The organism is Streptomyces sp. NRRL S-495, from assembly GCF_000966955.1.
In the GTDB taxonomy this organism is placed as follows: domain Bacteria; phylum Actinomycetota; class Actinomycetes; order Streptomycetales; family Streptomycetaceae; genus Kitasatospora; species Kitasatospora purpeofusca.
Genome location: NZ_JZWY01000044.1, coordinates 1 through 21,561, shown reverse-complemented (window position 1 = coordinate 21,561; position 21,561 = coordinate 1). Strand labels below are relative to the sequence as shown.

At 74.3% G+C, this 21,561-nt stretch carries 18 protein-coding genes, 1 pseudogene and 2 riboswitches; of the genes and pseudogenes, 14 read left to right on the top strand and 5 right to left on the bottom strand.

Annotation, left to right across the window (positions count from 1 at the left end):
* The first annotated feature begins 222 nt into the window (after window positions 1-222).
* Both trpD and VR45_RS03805 read left to right on the top strand, forming a co-directional pair.
* The gene (gene trpD, locus VR45_RS03810; protein ID WP_107084092.1) at window positions 223-1,299 is read left to right on the top strand and encodes an anthranilate phosphoribosyltransferase; all 1,077 of its coding nucleotides are present in this window, start codon (window positions 223-225) and stop codon (window positions 1,297-1,299) included.
* Window positions 1,300-1,406: 107 nt separating this feature from the next.
* A riboswitch (SAM riboswitch) is annotated at window positions 1,407-1,524 on the top strand.
* 54 nt (window positions 1,525-1,578) lie between these two features.
* Window positions 1,579-2,943: an aminotransferase class V-fold PLP-dependent enzyme gene (locus tag VR45_RS03805; RefSeq protein ID WP_045938243.1), complete on the top strand. Its 1,365-nt coding sequence runs from the start codon at window positions 1,579-1,581 to the stop codon at window positions 2,941-2,943.
* A gap of 37 nt (window positions 2,944-2,980) precedes the next feature.
* On the opposite strand, the gene VR45_RS03800 is transcribed toward VR45_RS03805, so the two are convergent.
* Together VR45_RS03800 and VR45_RS03795 are read right to left on the bottom strand one after the other, a co-directional pair.
* Complete coding sequence (locus VR45_RS03800) at window positions 2,981-3,262, bottom strand: Lrp/AsnC ligand binding domain-containing protein (RefSeq protein ID WP_030391503.1); 282 nt, start codon at window positions 3,260-3,262, stop codon at window positions 2,981-2,983.
* On the bottom strand, window positions 3,259-4,107 hold the full coding sequence (locus VR45_RS03795) for a rhomboid family intramembrane serine protease (protein ID WP_045938242.1): 849 nt from the start codon (window positions 4,105-4,107) through the stop codon (window positions 3,259-3,261). Before VR45_RS03795 ends, VR45_RS03800 begins: the two co-directional genes overlap by 4 nt.
* A 201-nt stretch (window positions 4,108-4,308) precedes the next feature.
* On the opposite strand from VR45_RS03795, the gene VR45_RS03790 reads away from it, so the two are divergent.
* The 6 genes from VR45_RS03790 to VR45_RS03765 all read left to right on the top strand — a co-directional run bounded on the left by VR45_RS03790 (window position 4,309) and on the right by VR45_RS03765 (window position 11,685).
* Window positions 4,309-4,581: a hypothetical protein gene (locus tag VR45_RS03790; protein ID WP_030391501.1), complete on the top strand. Its 273-nt coding sequence runs from the start codon at window positions 4,309-4,311 to the stop codon at window positions 4,579-4,581.
* 354 nt (window positions 4,582-4,935) lie between these two features.
* Window positions 4,936-6,237, top strand: a complete 1,302-nt coding sequence (locus tag VR45_RS03785) for an NYN domain-containing protein (RefSeq protein WP_045938248.1) — start codon at window positions 4,936-4,938, stop codon at window positions 6,235-6,237.
* 223 nt (window positions 6,238-6,460) lie between these two features.
* Entirely contained in the window at window positions 6,461-7,504 is a 1,044-nt protein-coding gene (locus VR45_RS03780; RefSeq protein ID WP_045938241.1) for a C40 family peptidase, read from the top strand.
* A 313-nt stretch (window positions 7,505-7,817) separates the two neighbouring features.
* A riboswitch (cyclic di-AMP (ydaO/yuaA leader) is annotated at window positions 7,818-8,000 on the top strand.
* 10 nt (window positions 8,001-8,010) lie between these two features.
* On the top strand, window positions 8,011-9,183 hold the full coding sequence (locus VR45_RS03775) for a C40 family peptidase (protein WP_045938247.1): 1,173 nt from the start codon (window positions 8,011-8,013) through the stop codon (window positions 9,181-9,183).
* A gap of 253 nt (window positions 9,184-9,436) precedes the next feature.
* Window positions 9,437-10,501, top strand: coding sequence for a C40 family peptidase (locus VR45_RS03770; RefSeq protein ID WP_045938240.1), 1,065 nt, complete (start codon window positions 9,437-9,439; stop codon window positions 10,499-10,501).
* A 236-nt stretch (window positions 10,502-10,737) separates the two neighbouring features.
* The gene (locus VR45_RS03765; protein WP_052708822.1) at window positions 10,738-11,685 is read left to right on the top strand and encodes a hypothetical protein; all 948 of its coding nucleotides are present in this window, start codon (window positions 10,738-10,740) and stop codon (window positions 11,683-11,685) included.
* 25 nt (window positions 11,686-11,710) lie between these two features.
* Here VR45_RS03765 and VR45_RS03760 read toward each other — a convergent pair whose 3' ends face one another.
* Window positions 11,711-13,135 carry a glycosyltransferase family 87 protein gene (locus VR45_RS03760; protein WP_063772402.1) on the bottom strand — a complete coding sequence of 475 codons (1,425 nt, stop codon included), beginning with the start codon at window positions 13,133-13,135 and terminating at the stop codon, window positions 11,711-11,713.
* Between the two features lie 254 nt (window positions 13,136-13,389).
* On the opposite strand from VR45_RS03760, the gene VR45_RS03755 reads away from it, so the two are divergent.
* Entirely contained in the window at window positions 13,390-14,526 is a 1,137-nt protein-coding gene (locus VR45_RS03755; RefSeq protein ID WP_045938239.1) for a glycosyltransferase family 4 protein, read from the top strand.
* Between the two features lie 118 nt (window positions 14,527-14,644).
* On the opposite strand, the gene VR45_RS03750 is transcribed toward VR45_RS03755, so the two are convergent.
* Window positions 14,645-16,438, bottom strand: coding sequence for an AMP-dependent synthetase/ligase (locus VR45_RS03750; protein WP_045938238.1), 1,794 nt, complete (start codon window positions 16,436-16,438; stop codon window positions 14,645-14,647).
* Between the two features lie 338 nt (window positions 16,439-16,776).
* On the opposite strand from VR45_RS03750, the gene VR45_RS03745 reads away from it, so the two are divergent.
* The 5 genes from VR45_RS03745 (at window position 16,777) to VR45_RS03725 (ending at window position 21,103) form a co-directional block, all read left to right on the top strand.
* Window positions 16,777-17,232, top strand: a complete 456-nt coding sequence (locus VR45_RS03745) for an SRPBCC family protein (protein WP_045938237.1) — start codon at window positions 16,777-16,779, stop codon at window positions 17,230-17,232.
* 35 nt (window positions 17,233-17,267) lie between these two features.
* Window positions 17,268-18,440, top strand: a complete 1,173-nt coding sequence (locus VR45_RS03740) for an ArsA-related P-loop ATPase (protein ID WP_045938236.1) — start codon at window positions 17,268-17,270, stop codon at window positions 18,438-18,440.
* 256 nt (window positions 18,441-18,696) lie between these two features.
* Window positions 18,697-19,056: a DUF5304 family protein gene (locus tag VR45_RS03735; RefSeq protein WP_052708821.1), complete on the top strand. Its 360-nt coding sequence runs from the start codon at window positions 18,697-18,699 to the stop codon at window positions 19,054-19,056.
* A gap of 192 nt (window positions 19,057-19,248) precedes the next feature.
* Window positions 19,249-20,193, top strand: coding sequence for an ROK family glucokinase (locus VR45_RS03730; protein ID WP_045938234.1), 945 nt, complete (start codon window positions 19,249-19,251; stop codon window positions 20,191-20,193).
* A gap of 145 nt (window positions 20,194-20,338) precedes the next feature.
* Window positions 20,339-21,103 (top strand): endonuclease/exonuclease/phosphatase family protein, encoded by a 765-nt coding sequence (locus tag VR45_RS03725; RefSeq protein WP_045938233.1) that lies wholly within the window; start codon window positions 20,339-20,341, stop codon window positions 21,101-21,103.
* A 65-nt stretch (window positions 21,104-21,168) separates the two neighbouring features.
* Here VR45_RS03725 and VR45_RS49920 read toward each other — a convergent pair.
* Window positions 21,169-21,561: pseudogene (locus VR45_RS49920) on the bottom strand (calcium-binding protein); the annotation flags it as partial.

Sequence of the window (21,561 nt, the reverse complement as noted above, 5' to 3'; positions counted from 1 at the left end):
GGCCAAGCGGGCGCCCGCCGTTCGCTAGCCGTGCCGGTCCGTCCTGGTCCGAGCCGGTCCGTCCCGGTCTGCACCGGTGCGGCCGGGCCGCGTCTCACCCCGCGTCTCAGTACAAGAGAAGAAGGGTGAACGGCGGAGCCCCGGCGCCCCGCCGCTCGATAGGCTGACTCCGTCCCTACGTCCTTCCCCGGTCAGCCGGGGCAGTGAGAGCTGGAGTCAGCCATGGTGAACGTGCAGCCTGCGAACGGTGGTAGCGACCCCGCGCAGGTGGTCCGCTCCTGGCCGGACATCCTGTCGGCGCTGCTGAGGGGAGAGGACCTCGACCGCTCGGCCACCGCGTGGGCGATGGACCGGATCATGAGCGGCGAGGCCTCCCCGGTGCAGGTGGCCGGGTTCATGGTGGCGCTGCGAGCCAAGGGCGAGACGGTCGACGAGATCTCCGGGCTGGTCGACTCGATGTACGCGCACGCCGAGCCGCTGGACATCCCCGGCCCGGCGGTGGACATCGTCGGTACCGGCGGCGACCGGGCCAAGACCGTCAACATCTCCACCATGTCGGCGATCGTCGCCGCCGCGGCCGGCGCCAAGGTGGTCAAGCACGGCAACCGGGCGGCCTCCTCGTCCAGCGGTTCCTCGGACGTGCTGGAGAAGCTGGGCATCAGCCTGGACCTCCGGCCGCGCCGGGTCGCCGAGATCGCCGAGGAGGTCGGGCTCACCTTCTGCTTCGCCGCGACCTTCCACCCGTCGATGCGGCACGCCGCGCCGGCCCGGCGCGACCTCGGGGTGCCCACCGCGTTCAACATCCTGGGGCCGCTGACCAACCCGGCCCGGGTGACGGCGCACGCGATCGGCTGCTTCGACACCCGCCTGGCGGGGCTGATCGCCGGGGTGCTCGCCCGGCGCGGTGCCACCGCGCTGGTCTTCCGGGGCGACGACGGACTGGACGAGCTGACCATCAGCACCACCTCGCGGGTGTGGGTGGTCCGCGACGGCGCCGTCACCGAGACCGCCTTCGACCCGCGCGAGGTCGGCATCGAGCCGGTCGGCATCGAGGCGCTGCGCGGCGCGGACCCGGCGTACAACGCGGAGGTCGCGCGCCGGGTGCTGGCCGGGGAGCACGGCCCGGTCCGGGACGCGGTGCTGCTGAACTCGGCGGCCGCGCTGGTGGCGCTGGACCTCACCGACGCGCCGCTCGCCGAGCAGCTCGGGGCGGCCATGCGGCGTACTGCGGCGGCCGTCGACTCGGGTGCCGCGCGGGACCTGCTGAAGCACTGGTCGGAGGCCACCGCCCGGGCGTGACACGGCGGTTGGGGCCCATCGGGAATCCTCCCGGTGGGCCCCGACCGGTGTCCGGGATGTGGACTCTTGTTTGACCGGGGGACGGACCCGACCTAAAGTCTTGGCCAGGTCATGAGCGACAGCGACAAGCCCCAGCTTGCTGTCCGGCAACCCTCCGTCCGTGGCGGGGTGCCCTGGGTGAGGACCGGGCCGTGCGGCGAGCCGTCCGCGTGGCAAGCGCGGACACCCGGATCATCACGCACTCCCGGGGTCCCTGACCCGTAGACGGAGTGCATCCTCATGTCTCTCGCGACCGACCTCCTCGCCCCCCTCCCCGTTCTCGGCCACGACGTCGAGGTCCCGCTCGCCAACGGTGACAAGGTCGCCTACGCGGCGCTCGACTACGCCGCCAGCGCCCCGGCGCTCCAGCGGGTCTGGGACGAGGTCGCCGCCTACGCCCCCTACTACGGCAGCGTGCACCGCGGCGCCGGCTACCTGTCCCAGCTCTCCACCGACCTGTTCGAGCAGAGCCGCCGCACCGTCGCCGAGTTCCTGGACCTGCGCGAGGGCGACCAGGTGGTCTTCACCCGCGCCACCACCGACTCGCTCAACCTGCTGGCCGGCGCCGTCCCGGCCGGGACCCAGGTGTTCGCCTTCGAGACCGAGCACCACGCCTCGCTGCTGCCCTGGGCGCACGCCGGTCTGACCGTCACCTGTCTGCGCGCCCCCCGGTCGCACGCCGAGGCGGTCGCCGCCTTCGACGCCGCGCTCGCCGAGGCGCCCGAGGGCCCGAAGCTGCTCTGCGTCACCGGCGCCTCGAACGTCACCGGCGAGCTCTGGCCGGTCGCCGAGCTGACCAGGACCGCCCACCGGTACGGCGCCCGGGTGGTGCTGGACGCCGCGCAGCTGGCCCCGCACCACCGGGTCTCGGTGCGCGAGCTGGGTGTCGACTGGATCGCCTTCTCCGGCCACAAGCTGTACGCGCCGTTCGGCGCCGGGGTGCTGGCCGGCCGGGCCGACTGGCTGGACGAGGCCGAGCCGTACCTGGCCGGCGGCGGCGCCACCCGTACGGTGGCCCGGGAGACCGACGGCTCGGTGGCCGTGCAGTGGCACACCGGCCCGGCCCGGCACGAGGCCGGCTCCCCGAACGTCATCGGCGTGTACGCGATCGCGGCGGCCTGCCGGGCGCTCACCGAGGCCGGGTTCGACGCGCTGGAGGCGCGCGAGCGGGCGCTGGTGGCCCGGCTGAAGGCCGGTCTGGCGGAGGTCCCCGAGGTCAGGGTGCTGAACCTGTTCGGCGCCGACGCGGACCGGGTGGGCGTGCTGTCCTTCGTGGTCCGGGGCTGGAACAGCTCGCACTTCTCGGCCGCGCTGTCCGCCGAGTACGGCATCGGCGTGCGGGACGGCCTGTTCTGCGCCCACCCGCTGGTGCGCACGCTGCTCGGCGACGAGGAGGCCGCGCCCTCGGAGTGCGGCGCGCCGGAGGCCTCGCTGCCGGGCGAGCGCAGCCTGAACGCGATCCGGGTGAGCTTCGGCGCCGGCACCCCGGACGAGCACGTGGACCGGTTCCTGACCGCCGTCCGCGAGCTGGTCACGGACGGCGCGGCGTGGAGCTACCGGAACGAGGGCGGCCGCTGCGTCGCGGACACCCGCCGGGAGGGCTGAGGCCCCGTCCGGCCCCTCCGGCCGGCCGCGCTGTCGGCTACTCCTCCAGGCCGATCGCGAACGCGGCCTCCAGGTCGTGCTGGGAGTAGGTGCGGAAGGCGATCTGGGTCTCGGTGTGCGCCACGCCCGGGACCTTGTTCAGCCGGCCGGGGATCACCTCGGCGAGGTCGTCGTGCCGGCGCACCCGCACCATCGCGACCAGGTCGTAGCCGCCGGTCACCGAGTAGACCTCGCTGACGCCCTCGATGGCGGCGATCGCCTCGGCGATCTCCGGGATGCGGTCGACGCTGGTCTTGATCAGGACGATGGCGGTGATCACGGTGGCGTACTCCTTTGTGAGGTGCCGCCAGGGTAGCGGGCGTCGGCCGCACCGTCGCGGGGGCGGGTGCGGGTGCGGCGGGGTCGGCGCTCGGCCAGGGTGCAGGCGTACAGGAAGCCCGCCATGAAGCCGATCACGTGCACCAGGTACGCCACCCCCGGTCCGGCGGAGTGCACGGACCACCACTGGAGCGCGAACCAGAGGCCCAGCACCAGCCAGGCCGGGAACCGCAGCGGCAGGAAGAGCAGCAGCGGGACGAGCGTGGTGACCCGGGCGTGCGGGTGGAAGCGCAGGTAGGAGCCGAGCACGGCGGAGATCGCCCCCGAGGCGCCGATCAGCACCCGGGTCGAGTCTGCCGAGTGCGCCTCGGCCAGCGCGAAGCCGTAGGTGGTCACTGCGCCGGCCGCCAGATAGAAGAGGAGGAACCGGGGGCGGCCGAGCCGGCGCTCCACGGCGGGGCCGAAGACGTGGAGGAAGAGCAGGTTGCCGAGCAGGTGCAGCCAGCCGGCGTGCAGGAAGAGCGCGCTGAGCACGGACAGCGCCGGGTGCTTGCCGGGGGTGGCCGAGGCCGGGCAGCCGGGTACCGGCTCGGGGGCCTCGGCCAGTTGGTCCGCGGTCAGCGGGTGACCGGTCAGGAGCTCGGCGGGGACGGCCCCCCAGCGCTGCTCGTAGCGCTGCTCGGCGCAGACCCGGGCCTGGTCCCGGCCGTAGAGGGGGTTGAGCCCCGCCGCCGGTCCGAGCAGGAAGACCGCGGTGTTCAGCGCGATCAGCGCGTAGCAGACGGCCGGGGCGGTGGCGGCCGGTCGGCCGCGGTGCGCGCCGGGGTGGGGGACCGGGATCGCCATGGGCTCCAGCATCCCCCCGGTGCCGGGCGGGCACCGCGCGGTTACGGCAGGTGGGCTACCGCCCGGGAGTGATCGGCCGGTAGCCGGGAAGGTTGCCCCAGGCAATAGGCTTGGGGCGGGCATTCCCGCCTCCCGCCGCCGACGCCGGGGCTCCGGGGGGAGCGCCTGAGCCCGTTCCGGGACCACCCGAGAGGACCCCCGATGACCGTCCCCGCCCTGACCGCCGAGACGCGCTGGCGCTGCACGCTCTGCGGAAACCTGACCCGCTTCGACGTGACCCGGACCGCCCGGGTGACCGAGTTCCTCCACTTCGACCTGGCCGGCGAGTCCAAGGTCGAGGAGACCCAGGTGCTCAGCGAGACCGTGGAGTCGGTGCGCTGCCGCTGGTGCAACGCCGTGGACCAGGTCGAGCTGGTCGCCCGTCCCGGTGCGGACGAGGCGGCCGAGGCCGCCGAGGCTCCCGAGCAGGGCTGACCGCCCGGTCCGTGCGGTGGGCGGTGAGCGGCGTGGCCGCCCGCCGCACGGGACAATACAGAGAGAACGCACGGAGTGTGACGGGGGTGGCGGCCGAGGGCCGTACCCCGCTGGACCAGGATCGGAGCCGAGGACGTGGTGGACGCAGCGAAGGAGCCCGCCGGGCCGCAGGGGCGGCAGCCCGCTGTGGACGCGCAGGCGCCGGACGCGGCAGTGGCCGCCCCCTCCGACACCGAGGTCCCGGCGGAGGCGCCCGCGGGTGAGGAGTCCGGCGCCGGTGAGGAGCCGGCGGCAGCGGACGGCGGAGCAGTCGGGTCGGCGGGACCGGCGGGACCGGCGGGGTCGGACGAGGCGCTGGACCGGCCGCTCCCGGAGGGGGTGCGCCGACGGGTGGTCGGTCTGGCCTCCGACGCGCTCGGCGGTCTGCCGCTCGGCGAACTGCCCCAGTCGCTGCGCCAGTACGCCAAGTTCACCCCCGCCCGCCGGGCCAAGTACGCGGCGACCGCGCTGGCCGCGGCGCTGGAGGCGGAGCCGGCCTTCCGGGTGCGGATAGCGGAGCGGCTGCGGCTGGGTCAGCCGGACCTGGTCAGGGCCCTGGAGGCGGGCGCCGTGCCGGGCGCGGCCGACCCGATGGACGTGGCCGCGGCCGCCTATCTGGTGCGGTCCGCCGGGTGGAGCCGGCTGGTGGCCGAGGCCGGCGAGGAGGCCGAGCGGGCCGGCACCGAGGGCGCGGTCGCCGAGGCGACCCGGCTGGTCGAGAAGCTGCAGGCCGAGCTGGCCGAGCTGCGGACCACGGCCAGGGCCGACCTGGAGCGGCAGCGGGCCGAGTCGGAGGACGTCCGCAAGGAGGCCGAGTCGCTGCGCCGGCGACTGCGTTCGCTGGAGAGCGACACCCGCCGGGCGCAGGCGGAGACCCGGAAGGTCGCCGCCGAGCTGGAGGCGGTCAGAGCGCAGGCGGCGGCCGAGCGCGGCGCGGCGGAGAGCGAGGCGCGGCGGCTGCGGCACCGGGTCACGGAGCTGGAGAACTCCGCCGAGCAGGGCCGGCGTTCCGCCCGCGAGGGGCGCGGCGTCGAGGACATGCGGCTGCGGCTGCTGCTGGACACGGTGCTGCAGTCGGCCCAGGGCCTCCAGCGGGAGCTGGCGCTGCCGGTCTCCCAGATCCGTCCGGCGGACCTGGTGGAGGCGGTGGTGCCGGGTTCGGCCTCGCCGCACGACGTGGCGCGGCGCGGGCTGGCCGAGGACGACCCGGCGCTGCTGGACCAGCTGCTGGCGATCCCGCAGGTCCATCTGGTGGTGGACGGCTACAACGTCACCAAGACGGGCTATCCGACGCTGCCGCTGGAGCAGCAGCGGATCCGACTGCTGGGCGGACTGGCGATGCTGGCGCAGCGCACCCAGGCGGAGGTCACCTGTGTGTTCGACGGCCAGGACCTCGACGTGCCGGTGATCATGGCGCCGCCGCGCGGGGTGCGGGTGCGGTTCAGCCGGACCGGTGAGACGGCGGACGAGCTGATCCGCCGACTGGTCCGGGCGGAGCCGCAGGGCCGCCCGGTGGTGGTGGTCTCGGCGGACAAGGAGGTGGCGGACGGCGTGCGGAAGGCGGGCGCGCGCCCCGTGGCCTCGGTGCTGCTGCTGAACCGGCTGGCCCGTCCCTAGGGCGTGCCCTGGTTCCCGGGGTCGCGGACCGACGGTCATGACGGCTGGTCAGCGCCGGGATTGCGGTCTTGTGCGGGTTTCGTGAAGTCCGGGTGCGGGCGGCAGGTTCACGTAATCGTGGGAGTGGCGCGAAACGTGGATCTTCACTAGGGTCTGGCGTCAAACCTATTTTCCGGATTCTCACCCCATCGGGTGAGGCCATTGGAAGAAGGAGCCGGTCCTTTTGGCCTCCCACCGCCGTCCCAAGCAGCCGAGCCGCGCGCGGGTCTCCGTGCTCACCGCGGCCGCTGCGACCGCGGTCGCTCTCTCCGCCCAGGTCGCCGCCCACGCAGCGCCGAGCCCGTCGCCCAAGAAGGACGACGTCAAGGCGCAGATCGACCAGCTGAACGAGGAGGCCGAGCAGGCCACTGAGCGGTACAACGGTGCCAAGGAGCGGGCCGACCAGCTGCGCAAGCAGGCGGACCAGCTCCAGGACCAGGTCGCCCGCGGCCAGGAGCAGATGACCCAGCTTCAGGCGGGGCTGGCCGAGGTGGCGGGCGAGCAGTACCGCACCGGCGGCATCGACCCGTCCGTCCAGCTGATGCTCACCTCCGACCCGTCCGGGTACCTGGACAAGGCCTCCAGCGTGCAGCAGGCCAGCTCCAGCCAGGCCGAGGCGCTCAAGGGCCTGCAGGACCAGCAGCGCCGGCTCGACCAGCAGAAGAGCGAGGCGGCCGCCGTGCTGGCCTCGCTGGACACCACCACCAAGGACCTGAACCAGTCCAAGGCCGAGGTCGGCAAGAAGCTCAAGGACGCCCAGGACCTGCTGAACTCGCTCAGCGCCGCCGACCGCGCGGCCGTGAAGGCGGCGCAGCAGCAGGCCGACCGTGCCTCGCGCGGCACCGAGCGCACCGACCTGGGCAGCCTGCCGCAGGCCAGTGGCATGGCCGGCGCCGCGGTTTCCAACGCGATGGGCAAGCAGGGCTCGCCGTACATCTGGGGCGCCACGGGCCCGAGCACCTTCGACTGCTCCGGCCTGATGGTCTGGGCGTACGGGAAGGCCGGCGTCTCGCTGCCGCGGACCTCGCAGGCGCAGGGCAACTACGGCACCCGGGTGCCGTCCCTGGCCGAGGCCCAGCCGGGCGATCTGATCATCTACCGCCCCGACCGCAGCCACGTCGGTATGTACATCGGCAACGGCATGGTGGTGCACGCGCCGCACACCGGTGACGTGGTGAAGGTGATGAAGGCCGACGCCATGCAGATCAACACGATCCGCCGGGTCTGACGGTCCGCCACGACACTCCCGGGGGCGGTTCTCGGCCTCTGTGATCAGCGCCACCTCCGATCGGGGGTGGCGCTGGGGTTTGGGTCGGGCGTTCGGCCGTCCAGGTGGAAATGATCAGCCTGATGTGGGGATGTGATCACGCTCGGTCATATTCACAAAGGAACTTGGGAATTCTTCTGGCTTTTTTCTGACAAGGATTTGAACGGATCACGGATCTGTTACTAGGGTCGTGCTTCGAACCTCGCACAGTCGATCACCCAGCCTGGGTGGCGGTGGGGTTCACCGCCGAGTTCGCGAAGCAGCCGGGCGGGGCCTCAGGTGCCCGCCCGAACCAGACCCAGCAGTCGGGGGTCCGCTGTGGAGCGGAGCCGGGGAACCACGTTCCTCCGGGGTGAATCGGCGCCAGGTCGGCCGCTCGCGCGGACGGTGAGGCGTCGTAGGGCACGCTTCCGCCCGAACCCGTCAGCTCACCCGGTAGGCGGATGAGGAAGAAGGAGTCCGCCTTCGTGGCGTCCCATCGTCGTCCCAAGCCCGCCGGCCGTACCCGGGTCTCGATCATGACCGGTCTCGCCGCCGCTGCCGTCGCCCTCTCCGCGCAGTCCGGCGCCCACGCCGACCCCGCGCCGACCAAGGACCAGGTCAAGGAGCAGGTCGACCAGCTCAACGAGCAGGCCGAGGTCGCGACCGAGAAGTACAACGGCGCCCAGGCCAAGCAGCAGGAGCTGCAGAAGCAGGTCGCCGAGCTGCAGGACAAGGTGGCCCGCCAGCAGGCCGTGGTGACGGAGGCCCAGGGCGGCCTCTCCGAGATCGCCGGCGAGCAGTACCGCACCGGCGGCATATCGCAGACCGTCCAGCTGATGCTGTCCGCCAGCCCGGACAACTTCCTCAGCCAGGCCGACGCCCTGAACCAGGCCGGTTCCACCCAGTCCGGCGCGCTGAAGGAGCTCCAGGAGCAGCAGCGCAGGCTCGACCAGGACCGCACCGAGACCCAGACCAAGCTCGGCGAGCTGGAGTCCACCACCCAGCAGCTGAAGACCTCCAAGGACGAGGTCCAGGGCAAGCTGGCGAAGGCCCAGCAGCTGCTCAACACCCTCACCGAGCAGGAGCGCCAGGCCCTCCGCGCGGCCGAGGAGAAGGCCGCCGCCGAGGCCAAGGCGAAGGCGGACGCCGCGAAGGCCGAGGCCGCCAAGGCCGCCAAGGCGAAGGCGGACGCCGAGCGCGCCACCCGCGACACCAACCGCAGTGACCTGAGCGCGTCCGCGCCCACGTCCGCGTCGACGCCCGCGCCCGCCGCCGCGGCCAAGCCGGCCGCGCCCGCCGCCAACGGCTCGCGCGCCGCCGCCGCGATCGCCGCCGCCGAGAGCAAGCTCGGTGCCCCGTACGTCTACGGCGCCACCGGCCCGAACTCCTTCGACTGCTCCGGCCTCACCGGCTGGGCGTACGCCCAGGCGGGTGTGTCGCTGCCGCGCACCTCGCAGGAGCAGGCCAACGCCGGTACCCGGATCGGCTCGGACATCTCCCAGGCCCAGCCCGGCGATCTGGTGATCTTCTACGGCGACCGCCACCACGTCGGCATCTACGTCGGCGGCGGCCAGGTCATCCACGCCCCGAAGCCGGGCGCGTCGGTCCGCTACGAGTCGGCGTCCAACATGCCGGTCAACACCATCGTGCGCCTCTGACCCCCGGGTCGGCAGACTCCCGGCAGGCCCGGTCTCCCCTCGGGGGAGGCCGGGCCTGCGGCTTTCCCCCGGTCGCCGGGAACTCCGGCGGGCGAACCGGTCTGATGTCCGATCAGTGACTGAATATTCGGATTCGGAGGGGTTTGGAAACGGTTGCCCTGACTCGCTAACGTCTGCCACCGGACGCCCGCTTCGACAGCCGCCCGGTCCGGTGCGGCGGCGGGTCCGGGTCCAGGATCGGAGCCGACGTCGAATGACCGCGCACCGCCGTTCCCCGCTGTCAGGTGTCCACACGCTCGCCCGGGCGCTGGTGCTCACCGCGGCGGCCACCACCGCGCTGGGCGTGGCGACCGGCGGCACCGCGCAGGCGGCTCCCGGCGCGCCCGACGCCCCGGCGAACCGCAAGGACGTCAAGGCCCAGGTGGAGCGGCTCTACGACGAGGCCGAGCAGGCCTCGGAGCGGTTCAACGCCGCCCAGGAGGCCCAGCAGCGGCTCCAGCACGAGACCGGCACGCTCCAGCAGCAGATCGCCCTCTCCCAGGACGAGCTCAACCAGCTGCGCGGCGACCTCGCCACCGTGGCCGGGGCGGAGTACCGGGGCGGCGGGATGGCGCAGACCGTCCAACTGATGCTCTCCACCGACCCGGAGGGCTACCTCTCCCGGGCCCGCAGCCTCGACCAGGCCGCCGAGCGGCAGAACGAGACCCTGCACGAGGTGCTGGGCCGTCAGCGGGTGCTCGACCAGCGCCGGGCCGAGGCCTCGGCCAAGCTCGCCGAGCTGGAACAGACCCGCAAGGCGCTGGCCGACGGCAAGCAGCAGATCCAGCAGCGGCTCACCAGGGCGCAGCGGCTGCTCAACAGCCTCGGCGCCACCGAACGCGCCCGGCTCGCCGCCCAGGACGCCCGCGAGGCCGAGCAGCGCGCCACCCGGGGCACCGACCGGCTGGACCTCGGCACCACCCCGCCCGCCTCCGAGCGCGGCGGCGCCGCGCTGGCCGCCGCGGTGCGGATGATCGGCTCGCCCTACGTCTACGGATCCACCGGGCCCAAGGCCTTCGACTGCTCCGGTCTGATGTACTACAGCTGGCGGCAGGCCGGAGTGACCCTGCCGCGCACCTCGCAGGCCCAGGCGTACGCCGGGCAGCGGGTCAGCATCTCCGAAGCACGGCCGGGAGACCTGGTGATCTTCTACCGGGACATGCACCACGTCGGGATGTACGCCGGCGGCGGGGTGATCGTGCACGCCCCCTACCCGGGGGCCCGGGTGCGCTACGAGAGCGTCAACGCCATGCCGGTCTCGGGGGTGATCCGGCTCTGAGCCGCCCGCACCCCGCCGGCGGCCGAGGCCCGTCCCGGCGTACCGCCCTGCTGCTCGCGGCCGGCGGCCTCGCCCAGCTGTCGCTGCCCGGCGCCGTCCCCGCGCGGCCCGCCGCGGCGGCCTCGGACGAGTACGCCGAGGTCTCGGCGCTGCTCGCCGAGCGGGCCCGGACGCTGGGCGAGGGGCCGCCCCCGCTGCCGCTGCGCGTCGGCTACCGGAACCTGCTGCTGGGCCCGGTGGACCGGGCCGGGCGGTCCACCGCCACCGCCGAGCTGACCGTCACGGTGATCGGGTACGACGAGCGGCCGGTGGTGCACCCGCGCCGGCTGACGCTGCTCCGGACCGCCGCCGGCCGGCGGATCGAACGCGAGGAGGCCGCCGGCGGGCCGCCGCCGCTGTGGGACCTCGGCACCGTCGGCGCGGCCGCCGGGGCGCGCTGCCTGGTGCTCGGGGTGGACGGCGCGGACGCCGCCGGCCCTGCCGCGCGCGCGGGGGCGGCCGTCGTCGGCGACCGGGCGGTGTCCGCCGTCGAGGCGCTCTGGGGCAGCGCCTGGGCGGGTCGGCTGCTGCTCGAACTGCCCGCCACGGGGGAGCAGTTCGCCCGGCTGCTGGCGGACGACCGGCCCGGCTGGTCGGAGCTCGCCGCGGTCACCGTCTCGGCGCCCGGCGCGCCCCTGCACGCCCCGGCCGACCGGGTGCTGGTCAACCCCGAGGTGTACGCGCGGCTGAGTGACTTCGGCCGGCAGGTGGTGGTCACCCACGAGGCGGTGCATGTGGCGACCCGGGCCGACACCCGGGCCTGGACTCCGCTCTGGCTCTCCGAGGGGGTCGCCGACTGGACCGGCTACCGCGACTCCGGCCGCTCGGCCCGGCAGATCGCGCCGGAGCTGGCCCGGGACGTCGCGGCCGGACGGCTGCCCGCCGCGCTGCCCGCGGACGCCGCCCTCACGGCCGGCGAGGAGGGCCTGGCGCAGGCCTACGAGCAGTCCTGGCTGGCCTGCGACCTGATCGCCCGCCGGTACGGCCCGCAGCGCCTGGTGGCGCTCTACCGGGCGGTCGGCGCGGCTGCCCCGGGGGCGGACCGCGAGGCGTGGCTGGACGGGCTGTTCCGGGACCGGCTGGGCCTCGGGCTGGCCGAGTTCACCCGCCTCTGGCTCGCCGAGGTCCGGGCCCTGGCGGGCTGAGAAGGGCCGTACGGCGCCGTTCCGCTCAGCGCCGTTCGCCGGGTGCGGCCGCGGGCCGGTCCATGCCGTCCAGCAGGTCCTGCTCGTACGCGATGCCCGGCCGCACCGAGAACGAGACGGCCGGCACCGGCTCCGGGCGGGGCAGCACCACGGTGGCCGGGACCCGGTCGGTGCGCCGGGTCGAGCGCCAGAGCCGGACACAGGACAGCACGGTCGCGACCAGCAGCAGCACATTGCGCGCGGTCAGTACGGCGATCGCGCCGGGCCTGCTGGCGACCACGTCGCCGAAGACCAGCGGGAACTCCACCAGGGTCAGCGGGGTCGCGGCCAGGATCAGCAGCGCCACCGGCCGCTGGCTGGTGCCGCGCACGGTCAGGCAGACCGCCGCCGCGCCGACCAGCCAGACCAGGTACTGCGGGCTGATCACCCGGCTGGTCACGGTGAAGATCAGCAGCGCGGCGAGCGCCGCGTCGTACATGGTGGCGGCGTTGCGCCGACGGGCGGTGAACCGCCAGAGCAGCAGCCAGCCGAAGCCGAGCACGGTACCGGCCAGCATCACCTTGCTGACCAGCGGCACCCACGGCCCGAGCATCTCGACCGAGCCGTAGTTCATCATCACCTTGCCGTCCCAGCTCCCGGCGATCCGGGCGAAGTGGATCGGCAGCGCGCCGACCGACTCCACCTCGATGCCGCGGTCCTTCTGGAACGTCAGGAACTCGAACGCGCCGTTCATCCCCGCCGCCAGCAGGAAGCCGATCGAGGCGGTCGCGGCGGCCGCGGCCGTCCAGGACCGCCGGGTGCGGCGGCCGGAGGGGGTGCCGATGAGGCCGAGCAGCGGCCAGATCTTGACGATGCCGCCGAGCCCGAGCAGCAGGCCGCCGATCGCCGGGCGGCGGATCAGCGCCAGCAGGCCGGCCACCGCGATCGCGGTCACGATCACGTCGTAGCGGTTGTAGATCATCGGGCCGAGCAGCGGGACGCCGGCCACCCAGACCCAGGCGCCGGTCAGGGCCCGGCCCTTGCGCAGCCCGGTGCGGACCAGCAGGCCCATCGCGAGCGCGTCGGCGATGCCGCAGATCACCCAGAACGAGACCAGGTACGACCAGGGCAGCAGGCCGGGCAGCAGGATCACCAGGGCGGCGCCGGGCGGGTACTGCCAGGTGACGTCGTCCAGCGGGAAGGTGCCGGTCTGCAGGACGCCGTACCAGCCGTGGTAGATCAGCCAGACGTCGGCGGTGATGTCCCCGCCGGGCATCCGGAGCACGCCGGTCACCAGGAGCATCAGCAGCGTCCGGGTGGCCACCCAGCTCGCGCCGAGCGCCAGCAGGGCGCCGGAACGGCCTGAGGGGCGCGTGGTGCGCTGCACGGGCTCGCGGCGGACGGCGAGCGCCGTGCCGGAGCCCTCGGCGCCGCTGGGTGTACCGGACTCGGTGGCCGGGGCCAACTCCACAACGCTCCCTCGTTCGTCTCGGACGTTCCGTCGGCGGCGCCGCGCGACGGACGCCCGGGCAGTCCGGGCGGGTCGGGACCGGCCGCCACCGCGGGGCCGGGCCGGACACGCCGACCACCCTTGTCCTAGGACAGACCCGGGGAGGGAACGGTTGCCTTGTGTGGATCCGTTCCCGGCGGGTCGTCGTGTTGACCTATCGTACGGATCACCCAGCGGTACACCGAGCACCCCCCGACCGAGCGAGCCGTGGCCTGATGCACAAGACCTTGATCGTCACCAACGACTTCCCGCCGAGGCCCGGCGGTATCCAGGCCTTCGTGCACAACATGGCCGTCCGTCAGCCCGCAGGAAGCATCGTGGTGTACGCCTCCACCTGGCGCGACGGCACCGAGGTCGCGCGCTTCGACGCGGAGCAGCCCTTCCCGGTGATCCGCGACCGTACGAAGGTGATGGTTCCCACACCCCGGGTCACCCGGCGGGCCGCCGAGATCCTGCGGGCGGAGGGCTGCGACTCGGTCTGGTTCGGTGCCGCCGCGCCGCTCGGGCTGATGGCCCCCACCCTGCGCCGGACCGGGGCCGGCCGGCTGCTCGGCATGACCCACGGGCACGAGGCCGCCTGGGCCCAGCTGCCGGTGGCCCGGCAGCTGCTGCGCCGGATCGGCGAGGGCACCGACGTGCTCACCTACCTCGGCGAGTACACCCGTTCCCGGATCGCCGCCGCGGTCGGCCCGGAGCCGGCCGCGCGGATGGCGCAGCTGCCGCCGGGCGTGGACGAGCGGACCTTCCACCCGGACTCCGGCGGCGCCGCGGTGCGCGAGCGGCTCGGGCTGGCGGACCGTCCGGTGGTGGTCTGCGTCTCCCGGCTGGTGCCGCGCAAGGGGCAGGACACCCTGATCGAGGCGATGCCGCAGATCCTCGCCGAGGTGCCGGACGCCGTGCTGCTGATCGTCGGCGGCGGCCCGTACCGGTCGGAGCTGGAGAAGCTGGTGGACGCCCGGGGCGTGCGCTCCGCCGTCCGGTTCACCGGCTCGGTGCCGTGGGAGGAGCTGCCCGCGCACTACGGCGCCGGCGACGTCTTCGCCATGCCCTGCCGCACCCGGCGCGGCGGACTGGACGTCGAGGGGCTCGGCATCGTCTACCTGGAGGCCTCGGCGACCGGCCTGCCGGTGGTGGCGGGGGACTCCGGCGGTGCGCCGGACGCGGTGCTGGAGGGCGAGACCGGCTTCGTGGTGCCGGGCGGCACGCCCTCGGCGGCGGCTGAGCGGATCGTCCGGCTGCTGCGGGACGAGGAGCTGCGCCGACGGATGGGCGAGGCCGGGCGGCGCTGGGTGGACCGCTCCTGGCGCTGGGACCTGTTGGCCGGGCGGCTGACCTCGCTGCTGGCGGGCTGAACGCGCGGGCCCGGCGGGTACGGGTCCGACGCGTGCGGGCCCGATGCGTAAGGGCCCGGCCCGCACGCGGGTGCGGCCCGCCNCGTCCGGGGCGGGCCGCACCCGCGTGCGGGCGGTCCTACTTGCGGTAGATCGCCTCGACGTCGGCCGCGTAGTCCTTCAGCACGACGTTGCGCTTGAGCTTGAGCGAGGGCGTCAGGTGGCCGCTCTCCTCGGAGAAGACGGTGTCGAGCAGACGGAACTTCTTCACCGCCTCGGCCTGCGAGACCGCCGCGTTGCCGTCGTCCACCGCCTGCTGAAGGGCGGCCAGCAGGTCCGGGTCCTCGCGCAGGTCGGCCACCGAGGCCCCGGCGGGCTTGCCGTTGAGCTGCTTCCAGTTCGGGAAGAAGTCCTCGTCGACGGTGATCAGACAGGCCACGAAGGGCTTGCGGTCGCCGACCACCATGACCTCGCCGACCAGGGCGTGCGCCCGGATCCGGTCCTCGATCACGGCCGGGGCGACGTTCTTGCCGCCCGCGGTGACGATGATCTCCTTCTTGCGGCCGGTGATGGTCAGATAGCCCTCGTCGTCCAGCGAGCCGATGTCCCCGGTGGCGATCCAGCCGTCCTTCAGGGTGTCGGCGGTGGCCTGCGGGTTGTTCCAGTAGCCGGTGAAGACGTGCGGCCCCTTGAAGAACACCTCGCCGTCCTCGGCGATCCGGACGGCGGCGCCGGGGACGGGTTGGCCGACCGTGCCGATCTTCGGCTTGTCCCACGGGTTGAAGGCGGTGGCCGCGCAGGTCTCGGTCAGGCCGTAGCCCTCCAGCACGGTGAAGCCGATGCCCCGGTAGAAGTGTCCGAGCCGCTCGCCCAGCGGGGCGCCGCCGGAGATCGCGTGGGTGGCCCGGCCGCCGAGCGCGGCCCGCAGCTTGCTGTAGACCAGCTTGTCGAAGACGGCGTGCTTGAGCTTGAGCAGCAGGCCCGCGCCGCCCGCGTCCAGCGCCCGGCTGTAGGCGATCGCGGTCTCGGCGGCCTTGTCGAAGATCTTGCCCTTGCCGTCCGCCTGCGCCTTGGCCCGGGCGGTGTTGTACACCTTCTCGAAGACCCGGGGCACACCCAGGATCAGGGTCGGGCGGAAGGCGGCCAGTTCGGCGGTGACGTCCCGGATGTCGGAGACGTGGCCGAGCTTGATCGGGGCCATCGCCGGGGCGATCTCGGCGATCCGGGCGAGCACGTGGGCCAGCGGCAGGAAGAGCAGGACGGAGCTCTCGCCGGTGCGGAACAGCGGGGCCAGGCGCTCCACCACGTTGCCGCACTCGGCCATGAAGTTGCCGTGGGTCAGCTGGCAGCCCTTCGGGCGACCGGTGGTGCCCGAGGTGTACACGATGGTGGCGATCGAGTCGGCGCCGGCCACCGAGCGGCGCTCGGTGACGGTGGCATCGGTGACCTCGCGGCCCGCCTCCGCCAGCGCGGCGAGCGCCGGGCCCTCGATCTGCCAGGTGTGCCGCAACTCCGGCAGCCGGTCCCGGACCTCCGCGACCACCGCGGTGTGGGTCTCGGTCTCGGTGAACACCGCGACCGCCCCGGAGTCGCCGAGGATCCACTCGACCTGCTCGGCGGAGGAGGTCTCGTACACCGGCACGGTGATCGCGCCGGCCGTCCAGATCGCGAAGTCCAGCAGCGTCCACTCGTACCGGGTGCGGGACATGACGCCCACCCGGTCGCCCGGCTCGACACCGGCGGCGATCAGGCCCTTCGCGGCCGCCCGCACCTCGACCTGGAACTGGGCGGCGGTCAACTCCTGCCACTGGCCGTCCACCTTGCGGCTGAGCACCGCGACATCGGGGTGCCGCTCGGCGTTCTGGTGCACGAGGTCGGAGAGGTTACCGCCGCTCGGTACCTGGTAGAGGGCCGGAAGGCTGAAGTCGAGCAAGACTGCTCCTCGTTCGCGACGCTGCGGGACGGCAGGACGTTACTGCCCGGTAGGCAGCTTCGGCCAGGGGGGTCGGCTCCGGTGTTCGAAGTGTCACACCTTGACCCGTCCGACCAGGTCGGGACCGGGCCGTTCGAATGGCACCCTACGGCAGCCCGAAGGTGACCGGCCGGTAGCCGTCGGCCACGGACCGTGTGCTCCGACGGCGGGGGCGCACCCGGGCGCCCCGGGGCGTACCGAGGGACCGGCCGGATCGCGGGGCGCGATAGCCTGCTCCGGGCGCACCCGGCCGAGCAGCCTCGGCCGGACCAGCACGGGACGACGCGGAGGGCCATTCCATGGCGGAGCACACCAGGTCGAGCATCACCATCGACGCGACCCCGGCGACGGTCATGGCCGTGATCGCCGACTTCGCCGCCTACCCGGCCTGGACCGGCGAGGTCAAGGAGATCGAGGTCCTGGAGGCGGCGGAGGACGGCCGCGCCGCCCAGGTCCGACTGGTCCTCGACGCCGGCGCCATCCGCGACGAGCACGTCCTCGCCTACACCTGGGACGGCGACCGCGAGTGCGCCTGGACCCTGGTGCGCAGCCAGATGCTCCGCTCGCTCGACGGCTCCTACACCCTGGCCCCGCTCGGCGCCGACCGCACCGAGGTCACCTACCAGCTCGCGGTGGACGTCAAGATCCCGATGCTGGGCATGATCAAGCGCAAGGCCGAGAAGGTCATCATCGACCGGGCCCTGGCCGGCCTGAAGAAGCGGGTCGAGGACACCGCCGCCGGCACGGCGCTCTGAGGCCCGGCGGCGCGGACGAACAGGGGCGGTACGGCATGACGGCGACACGCACCATCCTGGTCAGCGGCGACCCGGCGGCGCCCGAGGTGGCCGCCGCCACCGCCCTGCACGCCGCCCGGCAGGGCCGGCGCACCCTGCTGCTCGCGGCCGACGACCCGCACCGCACCCTGGACGCCGTCCTCGGCGTCCGGCTGGAGGCCGAGCCGGCCGGGTACGCGCCCGGCCTGGCCGTCGCCAGGACCGACGAGCAGGCCGCCTTCCGGCACGCGCTCGACGAGATCGGCGGCCGGCTCAAGCCCGCGCTCGACCTGCTCGGCGCCGACCCGCTCGACCCCGAGGAACTCACCGCGCTCCCCGGCACCGCCCGGCTCGCCCTGCTCCGGGCGCTGCCCGCGGTCGAGGCCGAGGTCCTGGTGGTGCTCGCCCCGCCGCCCGCCGATCTGATCGCCACCCTCGCCCTGCCCGAGCAGCTGGAGCGGTACCTGGCCCGGCTCGTCCCCGAGCAGCGCCAGGCCGCCCGGGCCCTGCGGCCCCTGCTGGCCGGCCTCGCCGGGGTCCCGATGCCCGCCGACTGGCTGTACGAGACGCGGGCCAAGGCCGCCGGCGCGCTCGCCGCGGCCCGCGCCGCGATCACCGCGCCCGGCACCAGCGTCCGCCTGGTCACCGCCGCCGACGCCCACCCCTTCGCGGAACTGCGGCGGATCCGGGCCGGCCTCGCCCTGCACGGCCACCGCCCGGACGCCGTGGTGGTGCACGGGGTGCTGCCGGACGCCGCCACCGACTCGCCCGACCCTTGGCTGGCCGCCCTCGCCGGGCGCCGCCGGGACGAGCTGACCGCGCTGGCCGCCACCCTGGACGGCATCCCGCTGCTCACCACCGGGCCCGCCGAGGCCACCCTGGAGGCCGTCGCCGACCGCCTCTACGGCGCCGGGGCCGGCCCGGAGGCGCGGGCCGCCGGGCCGTGGACCGTCGAGGACCGGCTGGCCGAGGACGGTCTGCTGGTCTGGCACCTGGCGCTGCCCGGTGCCGCGCGGGAGGACCTGGACCTGGTCCGGCGCGGGGACGAGTTGGTGGTCGGCCTGGGCGCGCACCGCCGGGTGCTGGCCCTGCCGTCGGCGCTGCGGCGGTGCACGGTCGCCGGCGCGGGCCTGCAGGACGGGGTGCTGGCAATCCGCTTCGCCCCCGACCCGGCCCTCTGGCCCAGGTAGTCGCCCTCTCGCCTCCGGGGCGCTTTTGTCCGGTGCCGACGGTCGGCGCTCCCTCGCTCCTACGTCGCTCCCTCGCGCTCTCCCTTTCGGCACCGGCGCGCCCCTTCGGCTCGGGGCGGGAGTCGCCCGCTCGCATGTGAGGTGCCTCGGGGCGGGAGTCGCCGGCTCGCCTTCCGTGCAGGGGGCGCAACGGGGTCCGGTAGCGTCGGGGCGGGTGGCCGCGGGCGCGGGCACCGTTGCTGAGGAGGCGCGCGCGATGACCACCACCGACCGGACCGAGCCCACCGCCGAGCACCCGTTCGGGCCGGAGTTGGGCCCGCTGGTGGACGAGGTGCGCCGGTTCGCCTCCGTCGTCGGCGAGAAGGCCCAGGAGGCGAGCGCCGAGACCCTGCTCTCGCTGGCCGGGCTGGCCGACCGGCTGCGCGAGAAGCAGCCCGAGGTGTACGACCACCTCGCCGCCGCCGGTACCGGCCTGGCCGCCGCCGGGGCCGAGTTGCTGGCCGCCTACCGGGCCGCCGTGGCGGGCCACGAGCACCGCTGGACCGCCGGGGAGCCGACCCGCACCGAACGGGTGGACCTCGACGACGCAGCTGAGGGACCGTCCGCCAAGCAGTGAATCCCTGATCCCCTCCGGGTCACGTCCTGGCTTCACCCTGTGACGCCACCGGTGAAAATGTACGACTTTTGAAGGGGCTCGGTCCGGTTGGGCGCAGATTGTCTTCGGTTAATGTATGCGACGGTGTGTACGGGGGCTTGGTTGGGCGGTAGCGTTCCGTCCAGCGGGAACGAGTGAATAGCTGAGGGACACATGGCTCTGACCATCGGCGTCGACGTCGGCGGGACCAAGATCGCGGCAGGTGTGGTCGACGAGGCCGGCGAGATCCTGGCCCGGACCAGGGTGCCCACCCCGGCCGACCCGCAGTGGGCGGTCGACGCCATCGCGCAGGCCGTGCGCGAACTCAAGGAGCAGTACCCCGACGTGGTCGCGGCGGGCATCGGAGCGCCCGGCTTCGTCGACCGCGAGCGTTCGACGGTGATCTTCGCCCCCAATATCGACTGGGAGGACGAGCCCCTGCGCGGCCGGGTCGAGGAGCTGACCGGCCTGCCCGCGGTGGTCGAGAACGACGCGAACTGCGCCGCCTGGGCCGAGTACCGCTTCGGCGCCGCGGCCGGCCACAGCGACATGGTGCTGATCACCGTCGGCACCGGCATCGGCGGCGGCCTCGTCCTGGACGGCCGGCTGCACCGGGGCCGGTTCGGCGTGGCCGGCGAGATCGGCCACCTCAACATGGTCCCGGACGGCCTGCCCTGCGGCTGCGGCGGCCGGGGTTGCTGGGAGCAGTACGGCTCCGGCCGCGCCCTGCGCCGGTACGGCCGGGAGCGCGCCGCGGAGGACTCCGTGCGCGGCAAGCGGATGCTGGAGCTCAACGACGGCGTCGCCGAGACCATCCGCGGCATCCACATCACCCAGGCCGCCGAGGAGGGCGACCCGCTCGCCCTGGAGTGCTACGCCGAGCTGGCCGACTGGCTGGGCCGGGGGATGGCCGACCTCGCGGCGCTCTTCGACCCGGCCGTCTTCGTCCTCGGCGGCGGCGTCTCCGACTCCGGCCGGCTGCTGCTCGACCCGGTCGCCAAGGCCTTCGAGCACTACCTGACCGGTGGGGTGCACCGCCCGCGCGCCGAGGTGGTGCTCGCCTCGACCGGTTCGGCCGCCGGGATCGCCGGCGCGGCCGACCTGGCCCGCACGGTCTGACCCGTCCCGTCGCACCGCCGGCCGGCGGCCCGGTTCCCCGCGGACCGGGCCGTCGTCGTTCCCGGCCGCCGGGGGTGTCGCGCCGTCGGCGGCCCCGGCGGTCCGGGCGGTAGCGTCGTCCGGGACGCCCAGGGGAGGACCACCGATGACCACCGCACCGGCCGAACTTCCGCCGCCCGCACCGGGCCGGCTCCGGCTGCTCAGCTACAACGTCCGTTCCCTGCGGGACGACCGGCATGCGCTCGCCCGGGTGATCCGGGCCTGTGAGCCGGACCTCGTCTGTGTACAGGAGTCGCCGCGCTACTGGCGCCCCGAGGGGCAGGCCGCCTGGCTCGCCCGGGCGACCGGCACCGTGGTGCTGAGCGGCGGCGGCCGGATCGCGGCCGGGCCGCTGCTGCTCGGCCGGCTCGGCGTCCGGGTGCGGGCCGTCCACGACCGGCTGCTGCCGAAGACCAGGGGGCTGCACGCGCGCGGCTTCGCGACCGCGCTGGTCGAGGTGGCCGACGCGGCGCCGTTCACCGTCACCAGCTGCCACCTCAGCCTGGACGCGGACGAGCGGCTGCGGCAGTTCGGACTGCTCGCCGGACAGCTGCGGTACGCCGGACCCGGCGTGATCGCCGGGGACTTCAACGAGCACCCGGACGGGCCCGGCTGGCGGTCGCTGGCCGACCGGCTCCAGGACGGGTACGCGGTGGCGCCCTGGGGCGGCGAGATGACCTCCGTGCCCGAGAACCCCTACCAGCGGCTCGACGCCGTCTTCGCCACCCCCGACATCGAGGTGCTGGCCTGCGGCGTCCCGCGCGGACTGCCCGGCGTCGCCGAGGCCGACCTGCTGGCCGCCACCGACCACCTGCCGGTCCTGGCGGTGCTCCGGCTGCCCGCACCGGGACCGGGTCCCGCCGGCCGGTGACACAGCCGCGCGGCGCGGCACACCTCTCGGGTGCCGCGCCGCGCGGGCGTACTGCCGGGGACGTGCTACGGGCAGCTGATGACGGTGTCACCCGCCGCCGCGGTGCAACTGTCGGTGCCGGAGCCGCCGTTCAGGGTGTCGGTGCCGGGACCGCCGTTGAGCGAGTCGTTGCCGATGCCACCGGTCAGCCGGTCGTTGCCGAGGCCGCCGAGGAGCGTGTCGTTGCCGGACCCGCCGTCGACCGTGTCGTTGCCCGAGCCGGCGTAGACGGTGTCGTTGCCGCCGCCCGCGTTGACCGTGTCGTTGCCGCCGAGGGCGCAGATGACGTCGCTGCCGCCGGTGCCGAACAGGGTCTCGCCGTTGGCGGTACCGATGATCGTGCAGCCGTGGGCGTTGTTGACGCCGGTGTTCGTGGTGGCGGTGTTGTTGGCCGGGACGGGGTCGGCCTGGGTGGCGCC

Coding starts and splice junctions, on each gene's coding strand:
- trpD (WP_107084092.1), top strand. CDS start 223: ATGGTGAACGTGCAGCCTGCGAACGGTGGTAGCGACCCCGCGCAGGTG.
- VR45_RS03805 (WP_045938243.1), top strand. CDS start 1,579: ATGTCTCTCGCGACCGACCTCCTCGCCCCCCTCCCCGTTCTCGGCCAC.
- VR45_RS03795 (WP_045938242.1), bottom strand. CDS start 4,107: ATGGCGATCCCGGTCCCCCACCCCGGCGCGCACCGCGGCCGACCGGCC.
- VR45_RS03790 (WP_030391501.1), top strand. CDS start 4,309: ATGACCGTCCCCGCCCTGACCGCCGAGACGCGCTGGCGCTGCACGCTC.
- VR45_RS03770 (WP_045938240.1), top strand. CDS start 9,437: ATGACCGCGCACCGCCGTTCCCCGCTGTCAGGTGTCCACACGCTCGCC.
- VR45_RS03755 (WP_045938239.1), top strand. CDS start 13,390: ATGCACAAGACCTTGATCGTCACCAACGACTTCCCGCCGAGGCCCGGC.
- VR45_RS03745 (WP_045938237.1), top strand. CDS start 16,777: ATGGCGGAGCACACCAGGTCGAGCATCACCATCGACGCGACCCCGGCG.
- VR45_RS03740 (WP_045938236.1), top strand. CDS start 17,268: ATGACGGCGACACGCACCATCCTGGTCAGCGGCGACCCGGCGGCGCCC.
- VR45_RS03735 (WP_052708821.1), top strand. CDS start 18,697: ATGACCACCACCGACCGGACCGAGCCCACCGCCGAGCACCCGTTCGGG.
- VR45_RS03730 (WP_045938234.1), top strand. CDS start 19,249: ATGGCTCTGACCATCGGCGTCGACGTCGGCGGGACCAAGATCGCGGCA.
- VR45_RS03725 (WP_045938233.1), top strand. CDS start 20,339: ATGACCACCGCACCGGCCGAACTTCCGCCGCCCGCACCGGGCCGGCTC.